The sequence below is a fragment of the Mesorhizobium shangrilense genome (assembly GCF_040537815.1).
GTDB classification, from domain to species: domain Bacteria; phylum Pseudomonadota; class Alphaproteobacteria; order Rhizobiales; family Rhizobiaceae; genus Mesorhizobium; species Mesorhizobium shangrilense.
The window spans coordinates 1,107,636-1,126,653 of the sequence record NZ_JBEWSZ010000001.1 but is presented as its reverse complement, the minus strand read 5'-3'; the positions used below and the strand labels follow the sequence as shown (position 1 = coordinate 1,126,653).

The 19,018-nt window shown below is 61.6% G+C and carries 18 protein-coding genes and 1 tRNA gene; 9 read left to right on the top strand and 10 right to left on the bottom strand.

Going from position 1 to position 19,018, the window contains the following annotated elements; all coding sequences use genetic code 11:
* Positions 1-9: 9 nt before the first annotated feature.
* Positions 10-384 carry a membrane protein insertion efficiency factor YidD gene (yidD, locus tag ABVQ20_RS05785; protein WP_354458587.1) on the bottom strand — a complete coding sequence of 125 codons (375 nt, stop codon included), beginning with the start codon at positions 382-384 and terminating at the stop codon, positions 10-12.
* A 329-nt stretch (positions 385-713) separates the two neighbouring features.
* On the opposite strand from yidD, the gene ABVQ20_RS05780 reads away from it, so the two are divergent.
* Positions 714-1,634: a LysR substrate-binding domain-containing protein gene (locus tag ABVQ20_RS05780; protein WP_354458586.1), complete on the top strand. Its 921-nt coding sequence runs from the start codon at positions 714-716 to the stop codon at positions 1,632-1,634.
* Here ABVQ20_RS05780 and ABVQ20_RS05775 read toward each other — a convergent pair.
* The gene (locus ABVQ20_RS05775; RefSeq protein ID WP_354458585.1) at positions 1,631-2,077 is read right to left on the bottom strand and encodes an iron-sulfur cluster assembly scaffold protein; all 447 of its coding nucleotides are present in this window, start codon (positions 2,075-2,077) and stop codon (positions 1,631-1,633) included. The genes ABVQ20_RS05780 and ABVQ20_RS05775 overlap by 4 nt on opposite strands.
* A gap of 240 nt (positions 2,078-2,317) precedes the next feature.
* Between ABVQ20_RS05775 and folE the strand changes: the two genes are divergently transcribed.
* From folE to ABVQ20_RS05755, 4 genes are all read left to right on the top strand, one after another.
* On the top strand, positions 2,318-2,953 hold the full coding sequence (folE, locus tag ABVQ20_RS05770; RefSeq protein ID WP_354458584.1) for a GTP cyclohydrolase I FolE: 636 nt from the start codon (positions 2,318-2,320) through the stop codon (positions 2,951-2,953).
* Between the two features lie 109 nt (positions 2,954-3,062).
* Entirely contained in the window at positions 3,063-3,521 is a 459-nt protein-coding gene (hisI, locus tag ABVQ20_RS05765) for a phosphoribosyl-AMP cyclohydrolase (protein WP_354458583.1), read from the top strand.
* 84 nt (positions 3,522-3,605) lie between these two features.
* Positions 3,606-4,577 (top strand): patatin family protein, encoded by a 972-nt coding sequence (locus tag ABVQ20_RS05760; protein WP_354458582.1) that lies wholly within the window; start codon positions 3,606-3,608, stop codon positions 4,575-4,577.
* A 159-nt stretch (positions 4,578-4,736) separates the two neighbouring features.
* A complete protein-coding gene (locus ABVQ20_RS05755) occupies positions 4,737-5,294 on the top strand; it encodes a dihydrofolate reductase family protein (RefSeq protein ID WP_354458581.1) in 558 nt (185 codons plus the stop codon).
* Positions 5,295-5,420: 126 nt separating this feature from the next.
* Here ABVQ20_RS05755 and recJ read toward each other — a convergent pair whose 3' ends face one another.
* The 7 genes from recJ to ABVQ20_RS05720 form a co-directional block, all read right to left on the bottom strand.
* Positions 5,421-7,205, bottom strand: a complete 1,785-nt coding sequence (gene recJ, locus ABVQ20_RS05750) for a single-stranded-DNA-specific exonuclease RecJ (RefSeq protein WP_354458580.1) — start codon at positions 7,203-7,205, stop codon at positions 5,421-5,423.
* Between the two features lie 61 nt (positions 7,206-7,266).
* Positions 7,267-8,250 (bottom strand): class II fructose-bisphosphatase, encoded by a 984-nt coding sequence (gene glpX, locus ABVQ20_RS05745; protein ID WP_354458579.1) that lies wholly within the window; start codon positions 8,248-8,250, stop codon positions 7,267-7,269.
* Between the two features lie 206 nt (positions 8,251-8,456).
* Positions 8,457-8,624 carry a Thivi_2564 family membrane protein gene (locus tag ABVQ20_RS05740; RefSeq protein WP_081293949.1) on the bottom strand — a complete coding sequence of 56 codons (168 nt, stop codon included), beginning with the start codon at positions 8,622-8,624 and terminating at the stop codon, positions 8,457-8,459.
* Positions 8,625-8,687: 63 nt separating this feature from the next.
* A complete protein-coding gene (locus tag ABVQ20_RS05735) occupies positions 8,688-9,047 on the bottom strand; it encodes a hypothetical protein (protein WP_354458578.1) in 360 nt (119 codons plus the stop codon).
* Positions 9,048-9,187: 140 nt separating this feature from the next.
* Positions 9,188-10,501, bottom strand: coding sequence for a homoserine dehydrogenase (locus tag ABVQ20_RS05730; protein ID WP_354458577.1), 1,314 nt, complete (start codon positions 10,499-10,501; stop codon positions 9,188-9,190).
* Positions 10,502-10,548: 47 nt separating this feature from the next.
* Entirely contained in the window at positions 10,549-11,766 is a 1,218-nt protein-coding gene (locus ABVQ20_RS05725; RefSeq protein WP_354458576.1) for an LL-diaminopimelate aminotransferase, read from the bottom strand.
* 45 nt (positions 11,767-11,811) lie between these two features.
* Positions 11,812-12,204 (bottom strand): hypothetical protein, encoded by a 393-nt coding sequence (locus ABVQ20_RS05720; protein WP_354458575.1) that lies wholly within the window; start codon positions 12,202-12,204, stop codon positions 11,812-11,814.
* A gap of 97 nt (positions 12,205-12,301) precedes the next feature.
* Between ABVQ20_RS05720 and phaC the strand changes: the two genes are divergently transcribed.
* The 3 genes from phaC (at position 12,302) to ABVQ20_RS05705 (ending at position 15,886) form a co-directional block, all read left to right on the top strand.
* Positions 12,302-14,137, top strand: coding sequence for a class I poly(R)-hydroxyalkanoic acid synthase (phaC, locus tag ABVQ20_RS05715; RefSeq protein WP_354458574.1), 1,836 nt, complete (start codon positions 12,302-12,304; stop codon positions 14,135-14,137).
* A gap of 324 nt (positions 14,138-14,461) precedes the next feature.
* Positions 14,462-15,643, top strand: a complete 1,182-nt coding sequence (locus tag ABVQ20_RS05710) for a YcbK family protein (RefSeq protein WP_354462134.1) — start codon at positions 14,462-14,464, stop codon at positions 15,641-15,643.
* A 168-nt stretch (positions 15,644-15,811) separates the two neighbouring features.
* A tRNA-Glu gene (locus ABVQ20_RS05705) sits at positions 15,812-15,886 on the top strand.
* A 511-nt stretch (positions 15,887-16,397) separates the two neighbouring features.
* Here the strand turns inward: ABVQ20_RS05705 and ABVQ20_RS05700 are convergent.
* Positions 16,398-17,480: a transporter substrate-binding domain-containing protein gene (locus ABVQ20_RS05700; protein WP_354458573.1), complete on the bottom strand. Its 1,083-nt coding sequence runs from the start codon at positions 17,478-17,480 to the stop codon at positions 16,398-16,400.
* A gap of 672 nt (positions 17,481-18,152) precedes the next feature.
* Between ABVQ20_RS05700 and ABVQ20_RS05695 the strand changes: the two genes are divergently transcribed.
* On the top strand, positions 18,153-18,944 hold the full coding sequence (locus ABVQ20_RS05695; RefSeq protein WP_354458572.1) for a bestrophin-like domain: 792 nt from the start codon (positions 18,153-18,155) through the stop codon (positions 18,942-18,944).
* Positions 18,945-19,018: the final 74 nt, after the last annotated feature.

Sequence of the window (19,018 nt, the reverse complement as noted above, 5' to 3'; positions counted from 1 at the left end):
ACCACGCGATCAGTTCTGAGGATCGCCGCGCTGTCTTCCTACACGCCAATACCGCCAAGGCGTGAACCAGCGATAGCGTTCCGCCAGCACTTCCGGCACGCGGTCGATGCCATGCGTGCCGAACGGCCCGCAGCGCAGCACGCGAAACAGCCCCATCCAGCCGCCCGCCCACAGCCCATGACGGGCGATAGCCTCATGCGCGTATTCCGAACAGGTCGGCAGATGCCGGCAGGAATTGCCGACGAAGCCTGAAAGCGTCAGCTGGTAGAGCCGCACGATGGACGTGCCAAGGACACGGCCCGGCGTCTTGCGCCAGGGGCCGGGCCAGTTGCGCCCGCGCTGAGGTGGTCTGGCGGCATGCACATGCGGATGGTCGTCACGCATCGCAATCTCCGCATCGCGTTCCCCGGCATAGATGTGAGTTTCAGCCGGGGAACGCAATCCCCTGCTCGGCGTGGCTGTTTCAGCAGCATTGTCTAACGGCGAAACGGCACGATGCAACGATCAGGCCTGGACACCCGGCGACGGCCTTCTTCATGCCGTTGAGATGGGTTCTCGCTCTGCCTCTGGAACGTCACGATCCGCATCATGTCGCCAAAAATCTCCATGAACTGGAACATGGCCATATCTCCTTTGAAGGCCTATTAGACCCCTGCTGGCCTTCGTCCTCAAACGAGTATAATTTCGACGTCGTATAACTTGAGATTATGCGAATGAAGCGCGGACGCCTGCCGCTGACGGCATTGAGAAGTTTCGAAGCGGCCGGCCGGCACTTGAGCTTCAGCCGCGCGGCCGAGGAGCTTTTTGTCTCGCAAGCGGCAATCAGCCGCCAGGTGCGCGAGCTCGAAGTCTTCCTGCGCCAGCCCTTGTTCGAACGGCACCACCGCCGCGTCGAGCTGACCGACACCGGCCAGCGTCTGCTGGACCAGCTGGTTACGAGTTTCGACGCCATCGATGGTTTGCTGTCGGATCTGGTGGCGACGCCGGCGCAGGCCGTGGCCTGCGTGAGCGTCGACCCCTCCCTTGCCACATCCTGGCTGGTGCCAAGGCTCAATCGCTTCCGCCAGTTGCGGCCGGACATCGACATTTCCCTCGATGTCGACACGCGCCTGATCGACTTCCGTAGCGACCAGGCCGAACTCGCCTTGCGCTTCAGCGCACACGCCACGTCATGGCCGCGCAGCGAAGCGGAGTTGATGGCGCCGGTGATCGATTCGCCGGTGCTGTCGCCGGCGCTCTTCAAATCCGGCCCGCCTCTGGAAAGCCCGACCGACCTGCGTCGCCATACATTGCTGCACGAGGAGAATCGCCAGGACTGGACGCGATGGTTCGAGGCGGCCGGCGTCGCCGATGACGCAATGCCCGAGCGCGGTCCGTTGCTGGCGGACGCCTCGCTTGCCAAGCAGGCGGCCATGCTCGGCCATGGCGTCGCTCTCGGCGATCTCCTGCTGGTGCAGGAGGAGTTGACGGCGCACACCCTGATCAAGCCGTTCGACACCAACGTCAGATGCGGGGCCTACTGGCTCGTCGCCAGGAGCCTGCGCAACCTGTCCGAACCGGCCAGGGCGTTCGCCGACTGGGTGCGCGGTGAGTTCGCTGAAAGCCGGCGTTTTCTGGATGATATCGAGGGCTAGGCTGCCTCTTCGGCCCGCTTCTTCTCGATCTGGCCGATCGCGTCGACAACGGCGTCAAAGGTCAGCATGATCGATGCATGGCGGGCCTTGTAGTCGCGCACAGGCTCCAGATATTTGAGATCAGCGAAGCGCCCGTTCGGCGGCGTGCCGCCCTCCTTCAGCATCTTCAGCATCGTCTCGCGCACGGCCCGCAACTCGTCGGCCGTGGCGCCGACCACATGTTGCGCCATGATCGAGGAAGACGCCTGGCCAAGCGCACAGGCTTTTACGTCGTGGGCGAAATCGGTGACCAAGCCGTCTTCCATCTTGAGGTCGACCGTCACGGTGGAGCCGCAGAGCTTGGAATGCGCTTTGGCTGTCGCATCGGGATGATCGAGACGGCCAATGCGCGCGATGTTTCCGGCAAAACCCAGAATTTTCGCATTGTAGACGTCGTCGATCATAATTTTCCAATCCGTCGCCGCCAAGCGAACAGCGATTGCCGCTGTAGTGTCTTCCTTTCGCTGGGCACGACCATATATAATGCTGGCAGTCGGGTATCGACAAGGCAACCATAAGCCGCGTCCTTGCCAAATCTGTTCACGCCGCTTACGGGGCCGGAAACCGGGCGAGTTTCTGAAACCGAAGGTTGTGGTCCGTTCAACTCGTTCCTCCACCGAGGGGAACTACGGGAGACGCCTTTTATGGATGCCGTCATCAAGAAACTCATGCCCCAGTCCGCCTATATGGAGAAGCCGGTCACCGACCGGCCGAGCGAAGCCGAGGTCGAGGCCGCGGTGCGCACGCTTTTGCGCTGGACCGGCGATAATCCGGACCGCGAGGGCCTGATCGACACGCCGAGGCGCGTGACAAAGGCTTTTCGCGAGATGTTCGGCGGCTACGACATGTGCCCGGCCGAGGAGCTTGGCCGCACCTTCGAGGAGGTGGCCGGCTATGACGACCTGGTCATCGTCAAGGACATCACATTCCACTCGCATTGCGAGCACCATATGGTGCCGATCATCGGCAAGGCCCATGTCGGTTACCTGCCGGACGGCAAGGTCGTCGGTCTCTCCAAGATCGCGCGCGTGGTCGACATCTTCGCCCATCGCCTGCAGACCCAGGAAGCGATGACCGCGCAGATCGCCGGTGTCATCCAGGACGTGCTCAATCCGCGCGGCGTCGCCGTCATGATCGAGGCCGAGCATATGTGCATGGCCATGCGCGGCATCCGCAAGCAGGGTTCCACAACGCTGACCTCGACCTTCACCGGTGTGTTCAAGGACACGCCCGAGGAGCAGGTTCGCTTCGTCACCATGGTGCGCGGCGGCAGGGCGTAACGCCCCTCGCCGGTCGCCAGACCATGATCCCGAACCGAAGGACCGCGTCAGCGAAAAGTGGATGCCGGTTTTCGGACAAGATCATGGTCAAACAAGATAAGGACCGGCGATGTCGGCATTGGAATTCCCGAAAGCTCCCTCGGACAAGAAAATATTGGAAGAAGGCGCGGTCTTTTCACCGCGCTTCGATGCTAGCGGCCTCGTCACCGTCGTCGTCACCGATGCCGAGGACGGCATGCTGCTGATGGTCGCGCATATGAATGCCCAAGCATTGGCGCTGACGCTGGAAACCGGCATCGCCCACTACTGGTCGCGTTCACGCAACGCGCTTTGGAAAAAAGGCGAGACCTCGGGCAACTTCCAGCACGTCGTCGAGATGCGGACCGACTGCGACCAGGACGCATTGTGGCTGCGCGTCAAAGTGTTGGGCCACGATGCAACCTGTCACACTGGTCGGCGTTCATGCTTTTATCGGACGGTGGGGCTGATCGACGGCAAGGGGACGCTTGCCGACGACGGCAGCAAACCTCTGTTCGATGCGGAAAAGACGTATCGGAAGCCTTTGTGAACCATTCCATATTCACAAACCACTCATGTTCACTATTCTCAAACATCCTTTCGGTACAAGGGATGCGGGACAAGGGAGATCATGATGCTCGAGTGGGCGTCATTGCGTAACCGGTCAGACGTTCGAGAAGCCAACGGCCTCTCCTCGTCCGGCGGCGCGTCCGAACCGACCCCCCTTAAGAAAACCGGCATCTCCCTGGCATTGGGTGGCGGCTGCGCCCGCGGGTGGGCCCATATCGGCGTGCTGCGTGCACTCGACGAAGCCGGCATCGAAGTGTCGATGATAGCCGGCACATCCATCGGCGCGCTGGTCGGCGGCTGTTACCTTGCCGGCAAACTGGATGAGCTGGAGGAGTTCGCGCGCAGCCTGACAAAGCGGCGCATCTTTGGCCTGCTCGATCTCAATCTGCGCGGCAGCGGTCTGTTCGGCGGCATGAAACTCGACGCGCGCATGCGCGAGCATATGGCGGGCATTCGTTTCGAGGACCTGCCAAAGCCCTTTGTCTGCGTCGCCTCGGAGATCCGAACCGGCCATGAGATCTGGCTGTCGAACGGCTCGCTCATCACCGCCATGCGCGCTTCCTATGCGTTGCCCGGCGTGTTCGAGCCAGTGGACTGCAATGGCCGCGTTCTGGTCGATGGTGCCCTAGTCAACCCGGTGCCGGTTTCGGTCTGCCGCGCCTATGAGCAACCGCTCGTGGTCGCGGTCAACCTTCACTACGATCTGTTCGGGCGCGCCGCGGTGATCAAACACAGCGCCGGCGAACTTGTTATCGAAAAGGACGCGCAGCGCGCCGGCCGCGTCGACCCTGATCACCCGTCGCATCAGACGCGGCTCGGCATCACAGGCGTCATGGTCGAAGCCTTCAACATCATCCAGGACCGCATTTCACGCGCGCGCCTCGCGGGCGATCCTCCGGACATGTCGCTGCAGCCAAAGCTCAGCCATATCGGCTTGACCGAGTTCCATCGCGCCGACGAGGCGATCAGCCTCGGCTATCAGGCGACGATGGCCCAGATCGGCGAACTGACCCGATTGCAGTCGGTTCTCGCCTAACCACATCCATCGTTTGGAAAATGCCGGTGCGCCCGTGATATTGACGACGCGATGCTGCGTCTGCCTGCCACCGCTGCAACGCTATTCGTCCCTTCGCGACAAACCGATTGCAAATTGCAATTGGTTATGTTGATCTGCGCGGATAGAACGGAGGCGCCGATGGCCAGGATCGTCTATTCCATGCTGACGTCTTTGGACGGCTACATCGCAGGGCCAGACGGCGACATCGGCCTGCCGGTGCCCGAGACGGAATTGCACCAGCATTTCAACGACATGATGAGACAGGCCTCGGTCGTGCTCGCCGGGCGCCGTATGTACGAGATGATGCGCTTCTGGGACAGTCCGGATCGCGAGACCGGCGCCACCGAGGTCGAGCGGGATTTTGCTGGTGCATGGCGGGAGACGCCGAAAATCGTATTCTCGGCCACGCTTCGGCAAGTCGGGCCTAACGCCCGGCTGGTGAATGACGATGCCCAGGCCACGGTAAGATCTCTCAAGGCCGGGACGGAGGGCCTCATCATCCTCGGCGGCGCCGACCTTGCCGCCGGTCTGGCACGAGCCGGTCTCATCGACGAATATCGGCTCTACATGCATCCGATCGTGCTGGGCGGTGGCAAGCCGTACTTCCAGTCCGGCCTGTCGCTGGCCTTGAAGCCGCTTGGCACGGAGAGCCTTGCCCAGGGCGTGACCCTGCTGCGTTACGCACCGGCCGGCTGAGTTGCGTAGCCTCAGTTGTGGCTAAAGCGCGTCGCGTCGAAACGGATTCATGCGACGCGCTTTAGCTCTTTTGTTTTCATGCATGTCGTTCTCCCAGAAACCGAGGTCACTTTTGGGCGACATGCATCAGGCGAGCGCGGCATCGGTGATGCGAAACTGCACCGTGCGGTTGCCGTTCCAGTAATTGCCGGACAGCGAGCCGGCAACGTGCACGGTCTTGCCCCGGTTCTTGAACAGGAATTCGCCGAGCGCGGTATCTATGGCGCGGAACGCTATCGCCTGGATGCGGCCACCGCTTTCGGACTGCAGCTCGGCGCGGATGTGATTGGTGCCGACCGGGCGCGCATCCGCAAGCCGATGACGCGGCAGAGCGAAGACCGGCGCCACATGCCCGGCGCCGAAAGGACCTGCCTTTTCCAGTGCATCGAGCAGGCCAAGCGTCGCGCCCTCGGCGGCCAGCGCCCCGTCGATCGCCAGGCTCTCCTCGTCCTGCAACCGGAACACATCGCCGGCGGCGCGCTCCTCGAAGAAGGCTCTGAGCTCGCCGAGCTTCGCGCGCTCCACCGTGATGCCCGCCGCCATGGCATGGCCACCGCCCTTGATGATCAGCCCGGCATCGGCTGCTTCGCGAACCAGGCGACCGAGATCGAAGCCCGACACCGAGCGGCCTGAACCTGTACCGACGCCATTGGCGTTGAAAGCGATGGCGAAGGCCGGCCGGCGCGCATGGTCCTTCAGCCGCGAGGCAAGCAGGCCGACGATGCCTGGGTGCCAGTTGTTGCTGGCGGTGACGACAATTGCCGGACCATTGCCGCCAGCAAGCTCGGCGTCGGCCTCGGCGCGCGCCGCCGCCAGCATCTCCTGCTCCATCAGCTGCCGCTCCTGGTTCAGTCGGTCCAGCGTCTCGGAAATGGTGCGGGCCTCGACCGGATCGTCGGTGGCGAGCAGCCGGCTGCCAAGTGCCGCGTCGCCGATGCGTCCGCCGGCGTTGATGCGCGGCCCGATCAAATAGGCCAGATGGAACGTGTTGATCGGCTCGCCGATGCGCGACACGCGCGCCAGCGCCGCCAGGCCCTCATTCTTCTGCTGGCGCGCCACCTGCAGTCCCTTGACGACAAAGGCGCGGTTGACGCCGGTAAGCGGCACCACGTCACAGACGGTCGCTAAGGCAACCAGGTCCAGCATGGAAAGCAGGTCCGGCGGCGGTTCGTCGGTCAGGCGGCCGCGCAGGATTTTTGCTGTCTGGACCAGTGTGAGAAAGACGACACCCGCCGCACAAAGGTGGCCTTGCCCCGAAAGGTCGTCCTCGCGGTTGGGATTGACCACGGCGATGGCCTCCGGCAACGGACCGCCAACCTGATGGTGGTCGAGCACCACGACATCGGCGCCAGCCTCCATTGCCGCGTCGACGGAAGCCGCGCTGTTGGTGCCGCAGTCGACGGTCACGATCAGTGTTGCGCCGCGCGAAACCAGTTCTCGCATCGCATCGGGATTGGGACCATACCCCTCGAAGATCCGGTCGGGGATATAGATTTCCGACGGCACGGAAAAATGCGCGAGAAACCGTTTGAGCAACGCCGATGAAGCCGCACCGTCGACATCATAGTCGCCGAAGATCGCCACCTTCTCCTTGGTCATCACCGCCGCGGCGATGCGTGCGGCGGCTCTCTCCATACCGGTCAGAGACGCCGGATCGGGCAGGAGGTCACGGATGGTCGGGTCGAGAAAGCGCTCGGTCTGTTCCGCGGTCACGCCGCGCCCGGCAAGCACGCGGGCAACGATGTCGGGCACGCCATGGCCTTGCGCGATGGCGAGCGCCGTCATGTCCTGTCGCGCCGTCAACCGGTGTTCCCAAGAAACACCGGTTGCCGACTGCCTGACATCAAGAAAAAGTCGTTTTTCGCCCGTCATGCGACGCGCCGTCTGCAAAATTGTCATTTCTCACAATATGCGACGGCTAAGCAGGAAGGTATCAAAACTTTTCCAGATCCTGGTGCCGCGCCTTGATCTCGCGCACGGTTCGCGACGACGAACGCAGCACGATCGTATGCGTCGTGATGTAGTTGTGGCCGAACTTGACGCCGGCCAGCATGTTGCCGTCGGTGACGCCGGTCGCCGCAAACAGAACATCGCCGCGCGCCATGTCATCAGTCCGATACACCCGCTTCGGATCGGAGATGCCCATCTTGGCGGCCCGTTCGACTTTTTCCGGCGTATCGAGAATCAGCCGACCCTCCATCTGCCCCCCGGTGCAGCGCAATGCGGCAGCGGCCAGCACACCTTCCGGCGCACCACCGGTGCCGAGATAGATGTCGATGCCGGTTTCCTCCGGGTCGGTCGTATGAATGACGCCGGCAACGTCGCCGTCGCCAATCAGCCGGATCGCAGCCCCCGTGGCGCGCACGGCTTCGATCAGCTTGGCATGACGTGGCCGGTCCAGGATGCAGGCCGTGATATCGGACACCGCGACACCCTTGGCCCGGGCAAGACTGGCGATGTTTTCGGCGGGCGTTGCGTCGATGTCGATGATGCCGTCGGCATAGCCGGGACCGATGGCGATCTTGTCCATGTAGACATCGGGAGCGAACAGCAGGCTGCCCTTCTCGGCGATGGCAATGACGGCAAGTGCGTTGGGAAGGTTCTTGGCGCAGATCGTCGTGCCTTCGAGCGGATCGAGAGCGATATCGACGGCCGGACCTTTGCCGGTGCCGACCTCCTCGCCGATATAGAGCATCGGCGCCTCGTCACGCTCGCCCTCGCCGATCACCACCGTGCCCTTGATGGCGAGACGATTGAGTTCCTGGCGCATGGCGTCGACCGCGACCTGGTCGGCGGCCATTTCGTCGCCGCGCCCACGCAGCCTGGCGGCCGCGACGGCGGCCCTTTCGGTGACGCGCACCAGTTCCATGGTGAGTATCCGGTCGAGACCGGCGACAATGTTGTGAGCCACATTCATCTGGGGAAAATCCTCGTTGGCAGGCGGCCTCCCGCCGGAGGCGCGTCTCTTTTGTCAAACGAGCATGACAACGGCAAGACCTGTTGGGGGATTTCTCGAAAAGGCAACAATATCAATCGATTGAAGTCGGGCGCTATAACGAAGCACACCCGGCATTGGTGGGCCGGGCGTGCGTTGGATCAGGTCGGATTTGCTGGATTACAGGCCTAGAAAACCGCGAGATACTTCAACAGCGAGATGATGCCGATGATGATGACGATGATCTGAACGATCTGCCGCATCCTGGCATCGAGCGGAAGCCGCTGCACAAGATAAAGAACGAGAATGATCACCAGAAACGTGATCAGGATGCCTATCAGCATGGACGACGCCATAAAACCCTCCTTGAAATTGCTGTGCCGAGACGAAGAGGCCGGCTGAGCCGGCCATCGACTGGACTACTGATACCAGCGGCGCGGCGTGTCGCTCATCGCCTGTCCCACTGCAATTCCCGCGAGAAAACCGATCAAGCCGATGATACCGACCACGGCTGTCGTCGTGCCTGGATTGTCGCGTGCGACCTCGGAGACGGCCTGCGCCTGGGTGCGCAGCTGCTGCGCGGTTCGCGACGCGCGCGCCGCGGCGGTGTCATACATGTCGGACGCCTGTTCCCTGGCATCGTCGACCAGTTCGGCACCTCGCTCCGAAATGCTCTTGTTGATCTTGGTGATCTCCTTGCGGAGTTCCGCGATCTGCTTTTCGAGCGTCTTCTGGATATCGTCGATGTGAGGGACGTCGGACTTGTTTGCATCAGCCATTGAAAGGTTCCTTTGGTTGTAGACCAAGAGAACGGCGCGCACGCAATTTCGTTCCGATCGCCATGACGCTCGACCGGGTTCAAGTGAGAACTATGGGATCATTGGCCTCGACGGACCAGGAGGCGAAGGCCGGTTGATTCCTACCCGGCCCGCTCGATGCGGATGACCTGCGGCTTGTCGGTCAGATGGCCGTCCTTGGTGATGCCGTCGACTGCCTTGCGCACTGCAGCTTCGGTGGTCTCATGGGTGACAAGGATCACTGTCTTTTGCGCCTCGGCCTCGCCATTGACAGCATGCTGCACGATCGATTCCAGCGAAATGTCATTGTCGGCCATGCGCTTGGCGATTGCCGCGAAAACACCGATGCGGTCATGCACGGTCAGCCGGATGAAGTAACCGCCGGCATGACTGCGCATCTGCGCCTTCTTGTAGGGCTTCAACTCCTTGGCGGGGCGGCCGAACACCGGGCCGTGCTGGAAACCAGGCCGGCTCTTGGCGATATCAGCGATGTCGCCGATCACCGCCGACGCGGTCGCATTGCCGCCAGCGCCCGGTCCGGAGAGCAGAAGCTCGCCCAGAATGTCGGTCTCGATCGCCACCGCATTGGTCACGCCATGCACCTGCGCGATGACCGAGGCCGTCGGCACCATGGTCGGGTGCACGCGCTGCTCGATGCCGCTCTCGGTGCGCTGGGCGACGCCAAGCAGTTTTATCCGGTAGCCGAGATCGGCCGCCGCACGGATGTCGGCCTGGGTGATGTTGGAAATGCCTTCCATATAGATGTCGTTGGCGGCGATCCTGGTCCCGAAGGCAAGGCTGGTCAGGATCGACAGCTTGTGCGCGGTGTCCTGCCCTTCGATGTCGAAGGTCGGGTCCGCCTCGGCATAGCCCAGCCGCTGCGCGTCCTTCAGGCATTCGTCGAACGAAATGCCCTCGGCTTCCATACGGGTCAGGATGTAGTTGCACGTGCCGTTCAAGATGCCGAAGACACGGGTGACCGAATTGCCGGCCATCGCTTCGCGCATCGTCTTGATGACTGGGATGCCGCCTGCCACCGCCGCTTCGTAGTTGAGCAGCACGCCCTTCTTCTCGGCGATCTCGGCCAGCGCCACGCCATGCTTGGCCAGCAGCGCCTTGTTGGCGGTGACGACATGACGGCCGGCCTCGAGTGCTGCCTTGACCGAGGCGCGAGCCGGGCCCTCGTCGCCGCCGATCAGTTCGACGAACACATCGATATCAGCGGTCTGCGCCATCTTCACCGCATCGTCGAACCACCGCGTCGCGCCAAGATCGATGCCGCGGTCGCGCTTGGGGTCGCGCGCCGAAACGGCGGTGACGACGATATCGCGCCCGCACTGCCGGGTCAGTTCCGCTGCCTTGTCACGCAGAACGCGCGCCACGGACGCGCCGACAGTGCCGAGACCGGCGATTCCAACACGCAATGCTTCAGCCATGTCCGGCGACGTCCCTCAAAAAAATCGATCGATATGAGTTGGGCAACTCAGCGGTGCGCGGAAAGCGGCACCACATTGTTGGGCTGCTTGGCGCTGGACGACAGGAAGCGCTTGATGTTGCGCGCCGCCTGGCGGATCCGGTGCTCGTTTTCGACCAGCGCCACGCGAACGAATTCGTCACCATGCTCGCCGAACCCAATGCCAGGCGCCACCGCGACATCGGCATGTTCGATGAGCAGCTTCGAGAATTCGAGCGAGCCGAGATGGCGGAACTGCTCGGGGATCGGCGCCCAGGCGAACATGGATGCGGCGGGTGCGGGAACAGTCCAGCCGGCGCGGCCGAAGGCGTCGACCATGACATCGCGGCGCTTGTGATAGACGTCGCGCACTTCCTCGATATCGGCGCCGTCGCCGTTGAGCGCATGCGCCGCCGCCACCTGGATCGGCGTGAAGGCGCCGTAGTCGAGATAGGATTTCACCCGCGTCAGCGCCGAGATCAGCCGCTCATTGCCGACGGCAAAACCCATGCGCCAGCCGGGCATGGAGAAGGTCTTCGACATCGAGGTGAACTCGACGCAGATGTCGATCGCGCCGGGCACCTGCAGCACCGAGGGCGGCGGGTTGCCGTCGAAATAGATTTCCGAATAGGCAAGGTCCGACAGGATGATGATGTCGTTCTTCTTCGCGAAGGCCACGACATCCTTGTAGAAATCGAGCGAAGCGACTAGCGCCGTCGGGTTCGACGGATAGTTGAGAATCAGCGCCAGCGGTTTCGGGATCGAATGGCGGATGCCGCGCTCGACCGCCGGAATGAAACCATCGTTCGGTTCCACCTGCAGCGAGCGGATGACGCCACCCGACATGATGAAGCCGAAGGCGTGGATCGGATAGGTCGGATTCGGACACAGGATCACGTCGCCAGGCGCCGTGATGGCCTGCGCCATGTTGGCAAAGCCTTCCTTGGAGCCCAGCGTCGCCACGACCTGCGTATCCGGATTGAGCTTCACGCCAAAGCGTCGGGCATAATAGCTGGCCTGGGCGCGACGCAGGCCCGGAATGCCTCGCGATGACGAATAACGATGCGTGCGCGGATCACGCACCACTTCGCACAATTTGTCGACGATTGCCTTGGGCGTCGGCAGGTCCGGGTTGCCCATGCCAAGGTCGATGATATCGGCGCCGCGCGACCGGGCGCTGGCCTTCAGCCGGTTGACCTGCTCGAAGACATAAGGCGGAAGCCGGCGAACCTTGTGAAATTCTTCCATGGCAGTTCCAGACAGCGAGGGGGTTTCTGGGCGCGCGATATAACCCTATTTGCAGGTAGGGTCGAGGGTAAGGTCACATTTGCCTTCGATCTGCTTCAGCGTGTCACCGCCGTGCTGCTTTGCCAGCGCGGTCAGCTCGGCCGGGTTGGTGGGCTTCACGCCGCTCTTCTTCGCCGCCTGGGCCCGCTCGTCAGCCTTCAGCTGGGCAAGCTTGGCGGTCTTTTCCGCGTCGGTGAATTGCGGGGCCGCCACTTTCGGCGGAATGTTCAGGTTTGGAAAGGTGGCCGTGTCCTTGGGACCCTCGACACCCGCGACAGGTGTAGAGGCTTCCATACTGGTGCTGGAACAGCCACTTATGGCCAGCAGCATGATCGCAAGGCCCGCGCAGCAAAAACGACCAGTCCCGGAAAAAACAGTATCGCCAATATCAATCGTCATATTGTTTCCCTGGCAGCCGGGGTACAGCATATTGGACCCGGTCTGATATCCCATGATAATATGTCAAGAAAACGCTTCGGGAGGAACCCCGCCAGCCATGTCCAAAACACCCGATTCGGGCAAAGCGGAAGATGACGAGCCTTCGGCCGTCGAGCAATATCTGGTGAAGGACCCGGAACGCTTCGCCCTGAACATGGCGCGCATGATCGAACAGGCCGGCAAGGCCGCCTCCGCATGGGCCGAACCGCGTGAGAAGGGCGAAGTGCGCGACAGCGTCGCCGAGCCGGTTGTCGACATGGTGAAGACCTTCTCCAAGCTCAGCGAATACTGGCTTGCCGATCCGCAGCGCGCGCTGGAAGCGCAGACGCGGCTGTTCTCCGGCTACATGACCGTCTGGGCCAATGCCATTCAACGCACCAGCAATGCCGCGGAAGGCACGGAAGACGCCGTCAAGCCAGAGCGCGGCGACAAGCGGTTCCTCGACCCCGAATGGGGCCGCAACGCCTTCTTCGATTTCCTGAAACAGGCCTATCTCGTCACCTCGCGCTGGGCGTCCGACCTGGTCGAGCACGCCGATGGACTGGACGAGCACACCCGCCACAAGGCTGGCTTCTACGTCAAGCAGGTGTCCAACGCCATCTCGCCGTCGAATTTCATCCTCACCAATCCGGAACTGTTTCGCGAAACCGTTGCCTCGAACGGCGAGAACCTGGTGCGTGGCATGAAGATGCTGGCCGAGGACATCGCCGCCGGCAAGGGCGACCTGAAATTGCGGCAGGCCGACTATTCGCCCTTCGAGATCGGCAGGAACATCGCCACCACACCCGGCAAGGTCGTTGGCCGCAGCGATGTCGCCGAGATCATCCAGTATGATCCCGCGACCGAGACCGTGCTCAAGCGGCCGTTGCTGATCTGCCCGCCATGGATCAACAAATTCTATATCCTCGATCTCAACCCGCAGAAATCCTTCATCCGCTGGGCGATCGAACAGGGTCATACCGTGTTCGTCATCTCCTGGATCAATCCGGACGAACGTCACGGCGCCAAGAGTTGGGAGGCCTATATAAGGGAGGGCCTGCAATACGGCCTCGACACCGTAGAGAAGGCGACTGGCGAACGGGACGTCAACGCGATCGGCTATTGCGTCGGCGGCACCCTTCTGGCGGCGGCGCTTGCGCTGATGGCGCGCGAAGGCGACGACCGCATCAAGTCGGCCACCTTCTTCACCACGCAGGTCGACTTCACCCACGCCGGCGACCTGAAAGTGTTCGTCGACGAGGAACAGGTCGCGGCGGTCGAGAAATCGATGAGCGAGAAGGGCTACCTCGACGGCACCAAGATGGCGACCGCCTTCAACATGCTGCGCTCCGGCGACCTGATCTGGCCCTATGTCGTCAACAACTACATGCGCGGCAAGGATCCCCTGCCCTTCGACCTCCTCTACTGGAACGCCGATTCGACCCGCATGGCTGCGGCCAATCACTCTTTCTACCTGCGCAACTGCTATCTCGAGAACAACCTTTCGCAAGGCACGATGGAACTGGCGGGCCATACGGTCTCGCTCGGGGATATCACCATCCCGATCTACAACCTTGCCTCCAAGGAGGACCACATCGCGCCGGCGCTCTCGGTGTTCCTTGGGTCAAGATATTTCGGCGGCAAGGTCGAATACGTGATGGCTGGATCCGGCCATATCGCCGGCGTTGTCAATCCGCCGGCATCCAACAAATATCAGTACTGGACCGGCGGGACACCGACAGGCGATTTCGGCGAATGGATCGCCAAGGCCATCGACCATCCCGGCTCCTGGTGGCCCCACTGGCAAGGCTGGATCGAAGCCGAGGACAACACCCGCGTGCCTGCCCGCACCCCCGGCAAGCATATGAAAACCCTGGGCGATGCTCCCGGTACCTATGTCAAAGTGCGTGTGTAACGGACTGTAATGTCTGGTGAGTTGACGGCCCGGTAAAAGAGGGCGAAATGTGGCGTCAACCACGAAGCAGCCTTAATTCGTCCGCGACTGCTGAATTTCGGTCAGGCTTGCGGATTTGACACAGGTCTCGTTTCCGGGTCGGGGACAAGAATCATCGTGACGTAGACGTTCAGTCGCCGCGCCACCATGTACCGGCCGGACACCGAGGGGGAATTTGTTTTGAAATCAGCGGGATCGTGCCTGGCGAAGGGAGAAAGTCGCGCTATCGCGGCCGCACTCTTCTCCGTGCTTCTGGCATCCTGCACCTCGGCCGGCGACCCCACAATGTCGGTCGGCATGCCTGGTTTCAACGCATCCACGACGGAAATGGGCACGGCTTCAGCCGTACATCAGGTGGCGACGGCTGATTCCTCTTCGCAGATGGCTGCTCATCCGCAGATGACGATGACCGCCGAAGGTGACGCGGCACTTCCGGAAGAAGTAGCCTATGTGCCGATGGCCAAGCCTGAGGTCGCCTTCCCGATCACGACGCCCGCAGCCGCCGAAACGATTGCCGGCACCACGCCGCAGCCGCTGGTGCAAGCCGCCCAGACAGAGCAACAGACCGACGCGGTCGCCTCAAAGATCGCCGCCGCCGATGCCCAGGTGACAGCGCCCACGCCCCAGCCCAAGCCCGACGCCCCCGCGATGAACAATCCGGTCTATGTCACCGCTGGTGAGATGCCGCAGCCCCAGGCCGACACACCCAAGAAAAAAGGCTTCCTCGCGTCGTTGTTCGGCGCCACGCCGGCGTCGGCCACTCCTGCTCCACTCGTCAACACACGGTCCGGCGAGCCGCCGGCTCAGGCTCAGGCCAAGGCAACACCGCCCGCGCCGCCGCCGCCCGCGGCAAAGCCGATCATCACGCTGGCAACAGCGGATTCCGCGCACAAACCCGTACAGCTCGCGTCAGTGGGCGTCGATACCAGCCACTACACCAGCGATGCGCTGCCCGGCGTGCGCCAGACGGCGCTGTTCGAGATCAAGCGCAAATCCGGCCTCGACGACGAGAGCGACGTCGACCTGAACGAGGACGAAGGCTCGGGCGGCCCCTATCAGGTCGCATCCGCCGCCGGCCTTGCCCGGCTGGCGCCGAACGGACTGCTCAAGCAGAACGAGACCGTCGATGTCGCCTGCCTGAAGCCGTCGCTGGTGCGCGTGCTGAAAACGATCGAGGGTCACTACGGCCGCAAGATGGTCGTGACCTCGGGCTACCGCGATCCGGCCCGCAACCGCCGCGCCAACGGCGCCAAGAATTCGCTGCACATGTACTGCGCCGCCGCCGACATCCAGGTGCCCGGCGTCTCGAAGTGGGAACTCGCAAGCTACATCCGCACCATGCCCGGCCGCGGCGGCGTCGGCACGTACTGCCACACCGAATCGGTGCACGTCGATGTCGGCCCCGAGCGCGACTGGAACTGGCGTTGCCGCCGGCGCAGTGGTGGCAGCGACGGCGGCGACGGCTAACCTGTTCAGCGCCTCCAGCTGGTGCGGGCACGGCGCTGTTCAGCGCCGCGCCACCAGAATTTGGCCGCCGAAAAACCCTCTTGTGAAACAATTGAAAAAAGTTGTCGCAGGCAGCGACAGACGGGTTGCCGGCTGCGAACAACGCAACTATAAGCCCCACATCTGAGCGCGCCCATCGTCTAGCGGTCAGGACACCGCCCTTTCACGGCGGTAACAGGGGTTCGATTCCCCTTGGGCGTACCAGACATTTCAAGCACTTTGCGACAGACGGCGAAAAACCGTCAAATAAGCCGTTTGGGGAATGTCGAGTCGGGCTTGGCGGCTGTGTCGAACAATCGGGTTGAGATTGTGCTTGATTCGCCGACCAGGGCCGCAGCCCTCTCCAGCGCAGCACAATTCTCGGCTCTAGCCAGACCGGCGGACGCGCCTACACTTTCGATCGTCGCCAACCGGCCTCGGAGCAGAACCATCGCTCCCCGTGCTCTGGTCGGATGATAGTTTGCGCATAATATTCCTGACCGGGCACGTTGATAGATGTGCTCGCCGGTCTCAGTCGAGATGTTGCCTTTGATATTGCAGCTTGACCTGGCAATGACCGTCGATGTGGCCGCCGAGACGACCTGGTGGGGTGCCGTTTAGGCCGACCGACCACTTCACCGATGTCCTCTTTGATGAACGGGTGTAGTTTCAGCCGCGTCATGACCGCGCTTTGATCCGCTGCCGAGACGGTGTCGTTCGCTGTCAGCAGCGCCGATTATGGCGACTTGCCGAAGTATTTGGTGTGCAACTGTTCCAAGAGGCCGCGCTCGTGTGCGCCGATAAGCTCAACTGTTAGCCGCCTTGTCAAAGGACTGCCGAGGGGAAGCCCAAAACCGTATTTGTCAGGCTCGAAAATACCTCCGATGACATCCACCCTTTGTTCGGGATGGTTGTGGGAGTAATATTCCAACACCGGCGCGTCGCCGATGATCGCTGCGATGTCGCCGGCGAGCAAAGCTGCTGCGGCTTCATCGATGTTTGGGTATGAATGGAAGTCGAGCCCGGTACCACGGGCAAATTCTTCCGCTACACTTCCGGCGAATACTCCGACGGCCTTGCCTGGAAGATCGTTAAGGCTGTTGATCTGGTTGGTCAGCGACAGCGTGGTCATCACGCTGGTTACGGACGAAGTGACAAATGCAAGCACAGCGATCCCGCATACGAGCCACAAGCCCTGCCATATTCGGCCGATCCACCCGAAAACGTTCCTTCGGCCAGCTGGCCTGCCGGCGGCAATCGACATGACTGAGAAGAAGCTCTCCGCTACCCCATCACGCCACCGAGTCGGAAAATTGGTATCGAACCTTCGGTCGAAAAGAGTCAACAACACGGTAGCTGCCGCGACGACGAGGGCAATCCACGCATAAGCGCGAAGAAAGCCCGATTCCCTCAATCCCGATACGACCTCAAGGAACCCCGCGCCCTGATGTTTGTCGATCATTATCCTCAGTCCAGCGTCGAACCATGGATAAGTGAAATCGATGCGTTGCGCCCGACCCTGCGTAATGGTGAGATTGGTGACAGCGACATCGATTTCGCCGTTCGCGGCAGCATCGATCAGGGCATTAACGGTAGGGAATGACTGGTATTGGCTTTGAAGTTTTTGCGTGTCCGCCAGCGCCGTCCAAAGTTCGACCGCCATCCCTGTAAACTGGTCCTTGTCCCGCATAACAAATGGCGGGCTGATATAGAGCCCAACCTTGACGGGTTGCTTGGTGTCCGGCAGTTCTTGCGCGAAGGACCCGGTTGCCAACAGCAGTAGCCATAGCATGAGCAGACAGGGAGCATTCTTCACCATAAATCCCGCCTTCGATGGCTCATGTCCTTTGGCTCCACCTTCGATTGGACAACGGCACGCGAGAATAGGCCCAGCGACGTCCTCGCGGATGGCAAGAGGCAGCCACTCGATTTCATAAGTCTCAGCAACGGCTCTCCAGGGCAATCTACTGCTCGACAGTTCCATGGGTTGTCAGCGTGCCAGAAAAATAACGCTGGGCATACGTTTCGATTCCCCCTTGGGCGTACCAGACAAATCAAGCCGTTTAGGCAAACCGTCTCCAAAACCGTCAGACGACGACCAAACAAGCCTTCCTTGGCTTCTGCTTTTCAAGCTTCGTTGGGTCGCCTCGTTCGGCTTCGAACGGCAATTTCAACGAGGCTCGATACGGGGAACGGGCGGCATCGGTAAGCTGACACCTTGTCAGCGCTTCCGCCTTTCAGCGCTCCACGCCAGGCCAATTCCAGCCCCTGTCCCCATAAGGGTTTTTCGACCATCCGGGGCTGAAGTCCAAAAGTACATTATCGCAGAGCACACACGTCCGCGATCCGGGAACTTATCGCAAGCTGGACAAGCAGAAAGGCCAGACCCGCCACTGTGAGGCCACTGCTTGCATAGTTTGGCTGGGGGCGATACTTTTGAAAGCCAAGACATCAAGCGGCACAATTGCCGAATTTCCGGCCACTTTGCGCGATGGAAATACTTTACGGGCTTGGGTTTCTGGCACTGTTCAGCGTAAGCGCCATCGGTGGGGTGGTGTTGCGCGCCTGGCTTCCCGAAGATCATTTTTCCAAGGACAATATGGACGCGGTAAGCCTGGGCACAGGTCTACTCGTCACCTTCACCGCCCTGGTCCTCAGCCTGCAGTTATCTTCGGCGAAATCGGCTTTTGATGCCGCCAACCGTGATCGCTCTCTCTATGCCGCCAAATTGGCACGTCTCGACGAGTGCCTTCGAAATCTTGGCCCCGAGACGGATCCGACAAGACAACGTCTTCGCCAATATACGGCTGCCGTTATAGCGAGCACGTGGCCGCATGAGGCCGTGCCCGTCGTCGAGGGCATGCCGGATGTTCATCACATGGCCATAAGCGGCGAAGATGCAGCGCTAAAGGTCATGATGAACGAAATCGGATCATTGATCGACTCCATGGCACCGGCAGATACCGCGCACGCAAACATGGCTGCCAGGTGCCGATTGAACTTCACAATGGTCGAGGAGAGCCGTTGGGCGGTCATTGAAGATTCAGGGCGTGCGGCCAGCAATTCATACAGTGGCATAGTCAGCTTCTGGCTGGTGCTGGTGTTCTTCAGCTTCGGACTGCAAGTTCCGCGGCGGATGGTGAGTGCGATCGTCCTGGCAATCTCGGTCGTAGCCGTCGCCAGCGTCATGTTCGTCATTATAGATTTGACCTTCCTCTACGGAGGCATGTTCGGCATTACCAGTTCCGCGATGCGCGATGCATTGGCGGACATGAGCCAATAGGCCAACATTTCGACCTGGTCGGTTTGCGCCATGCTCGGTTCTCAGGCCGATCGCAAAACCCGTCGATAGAGCTT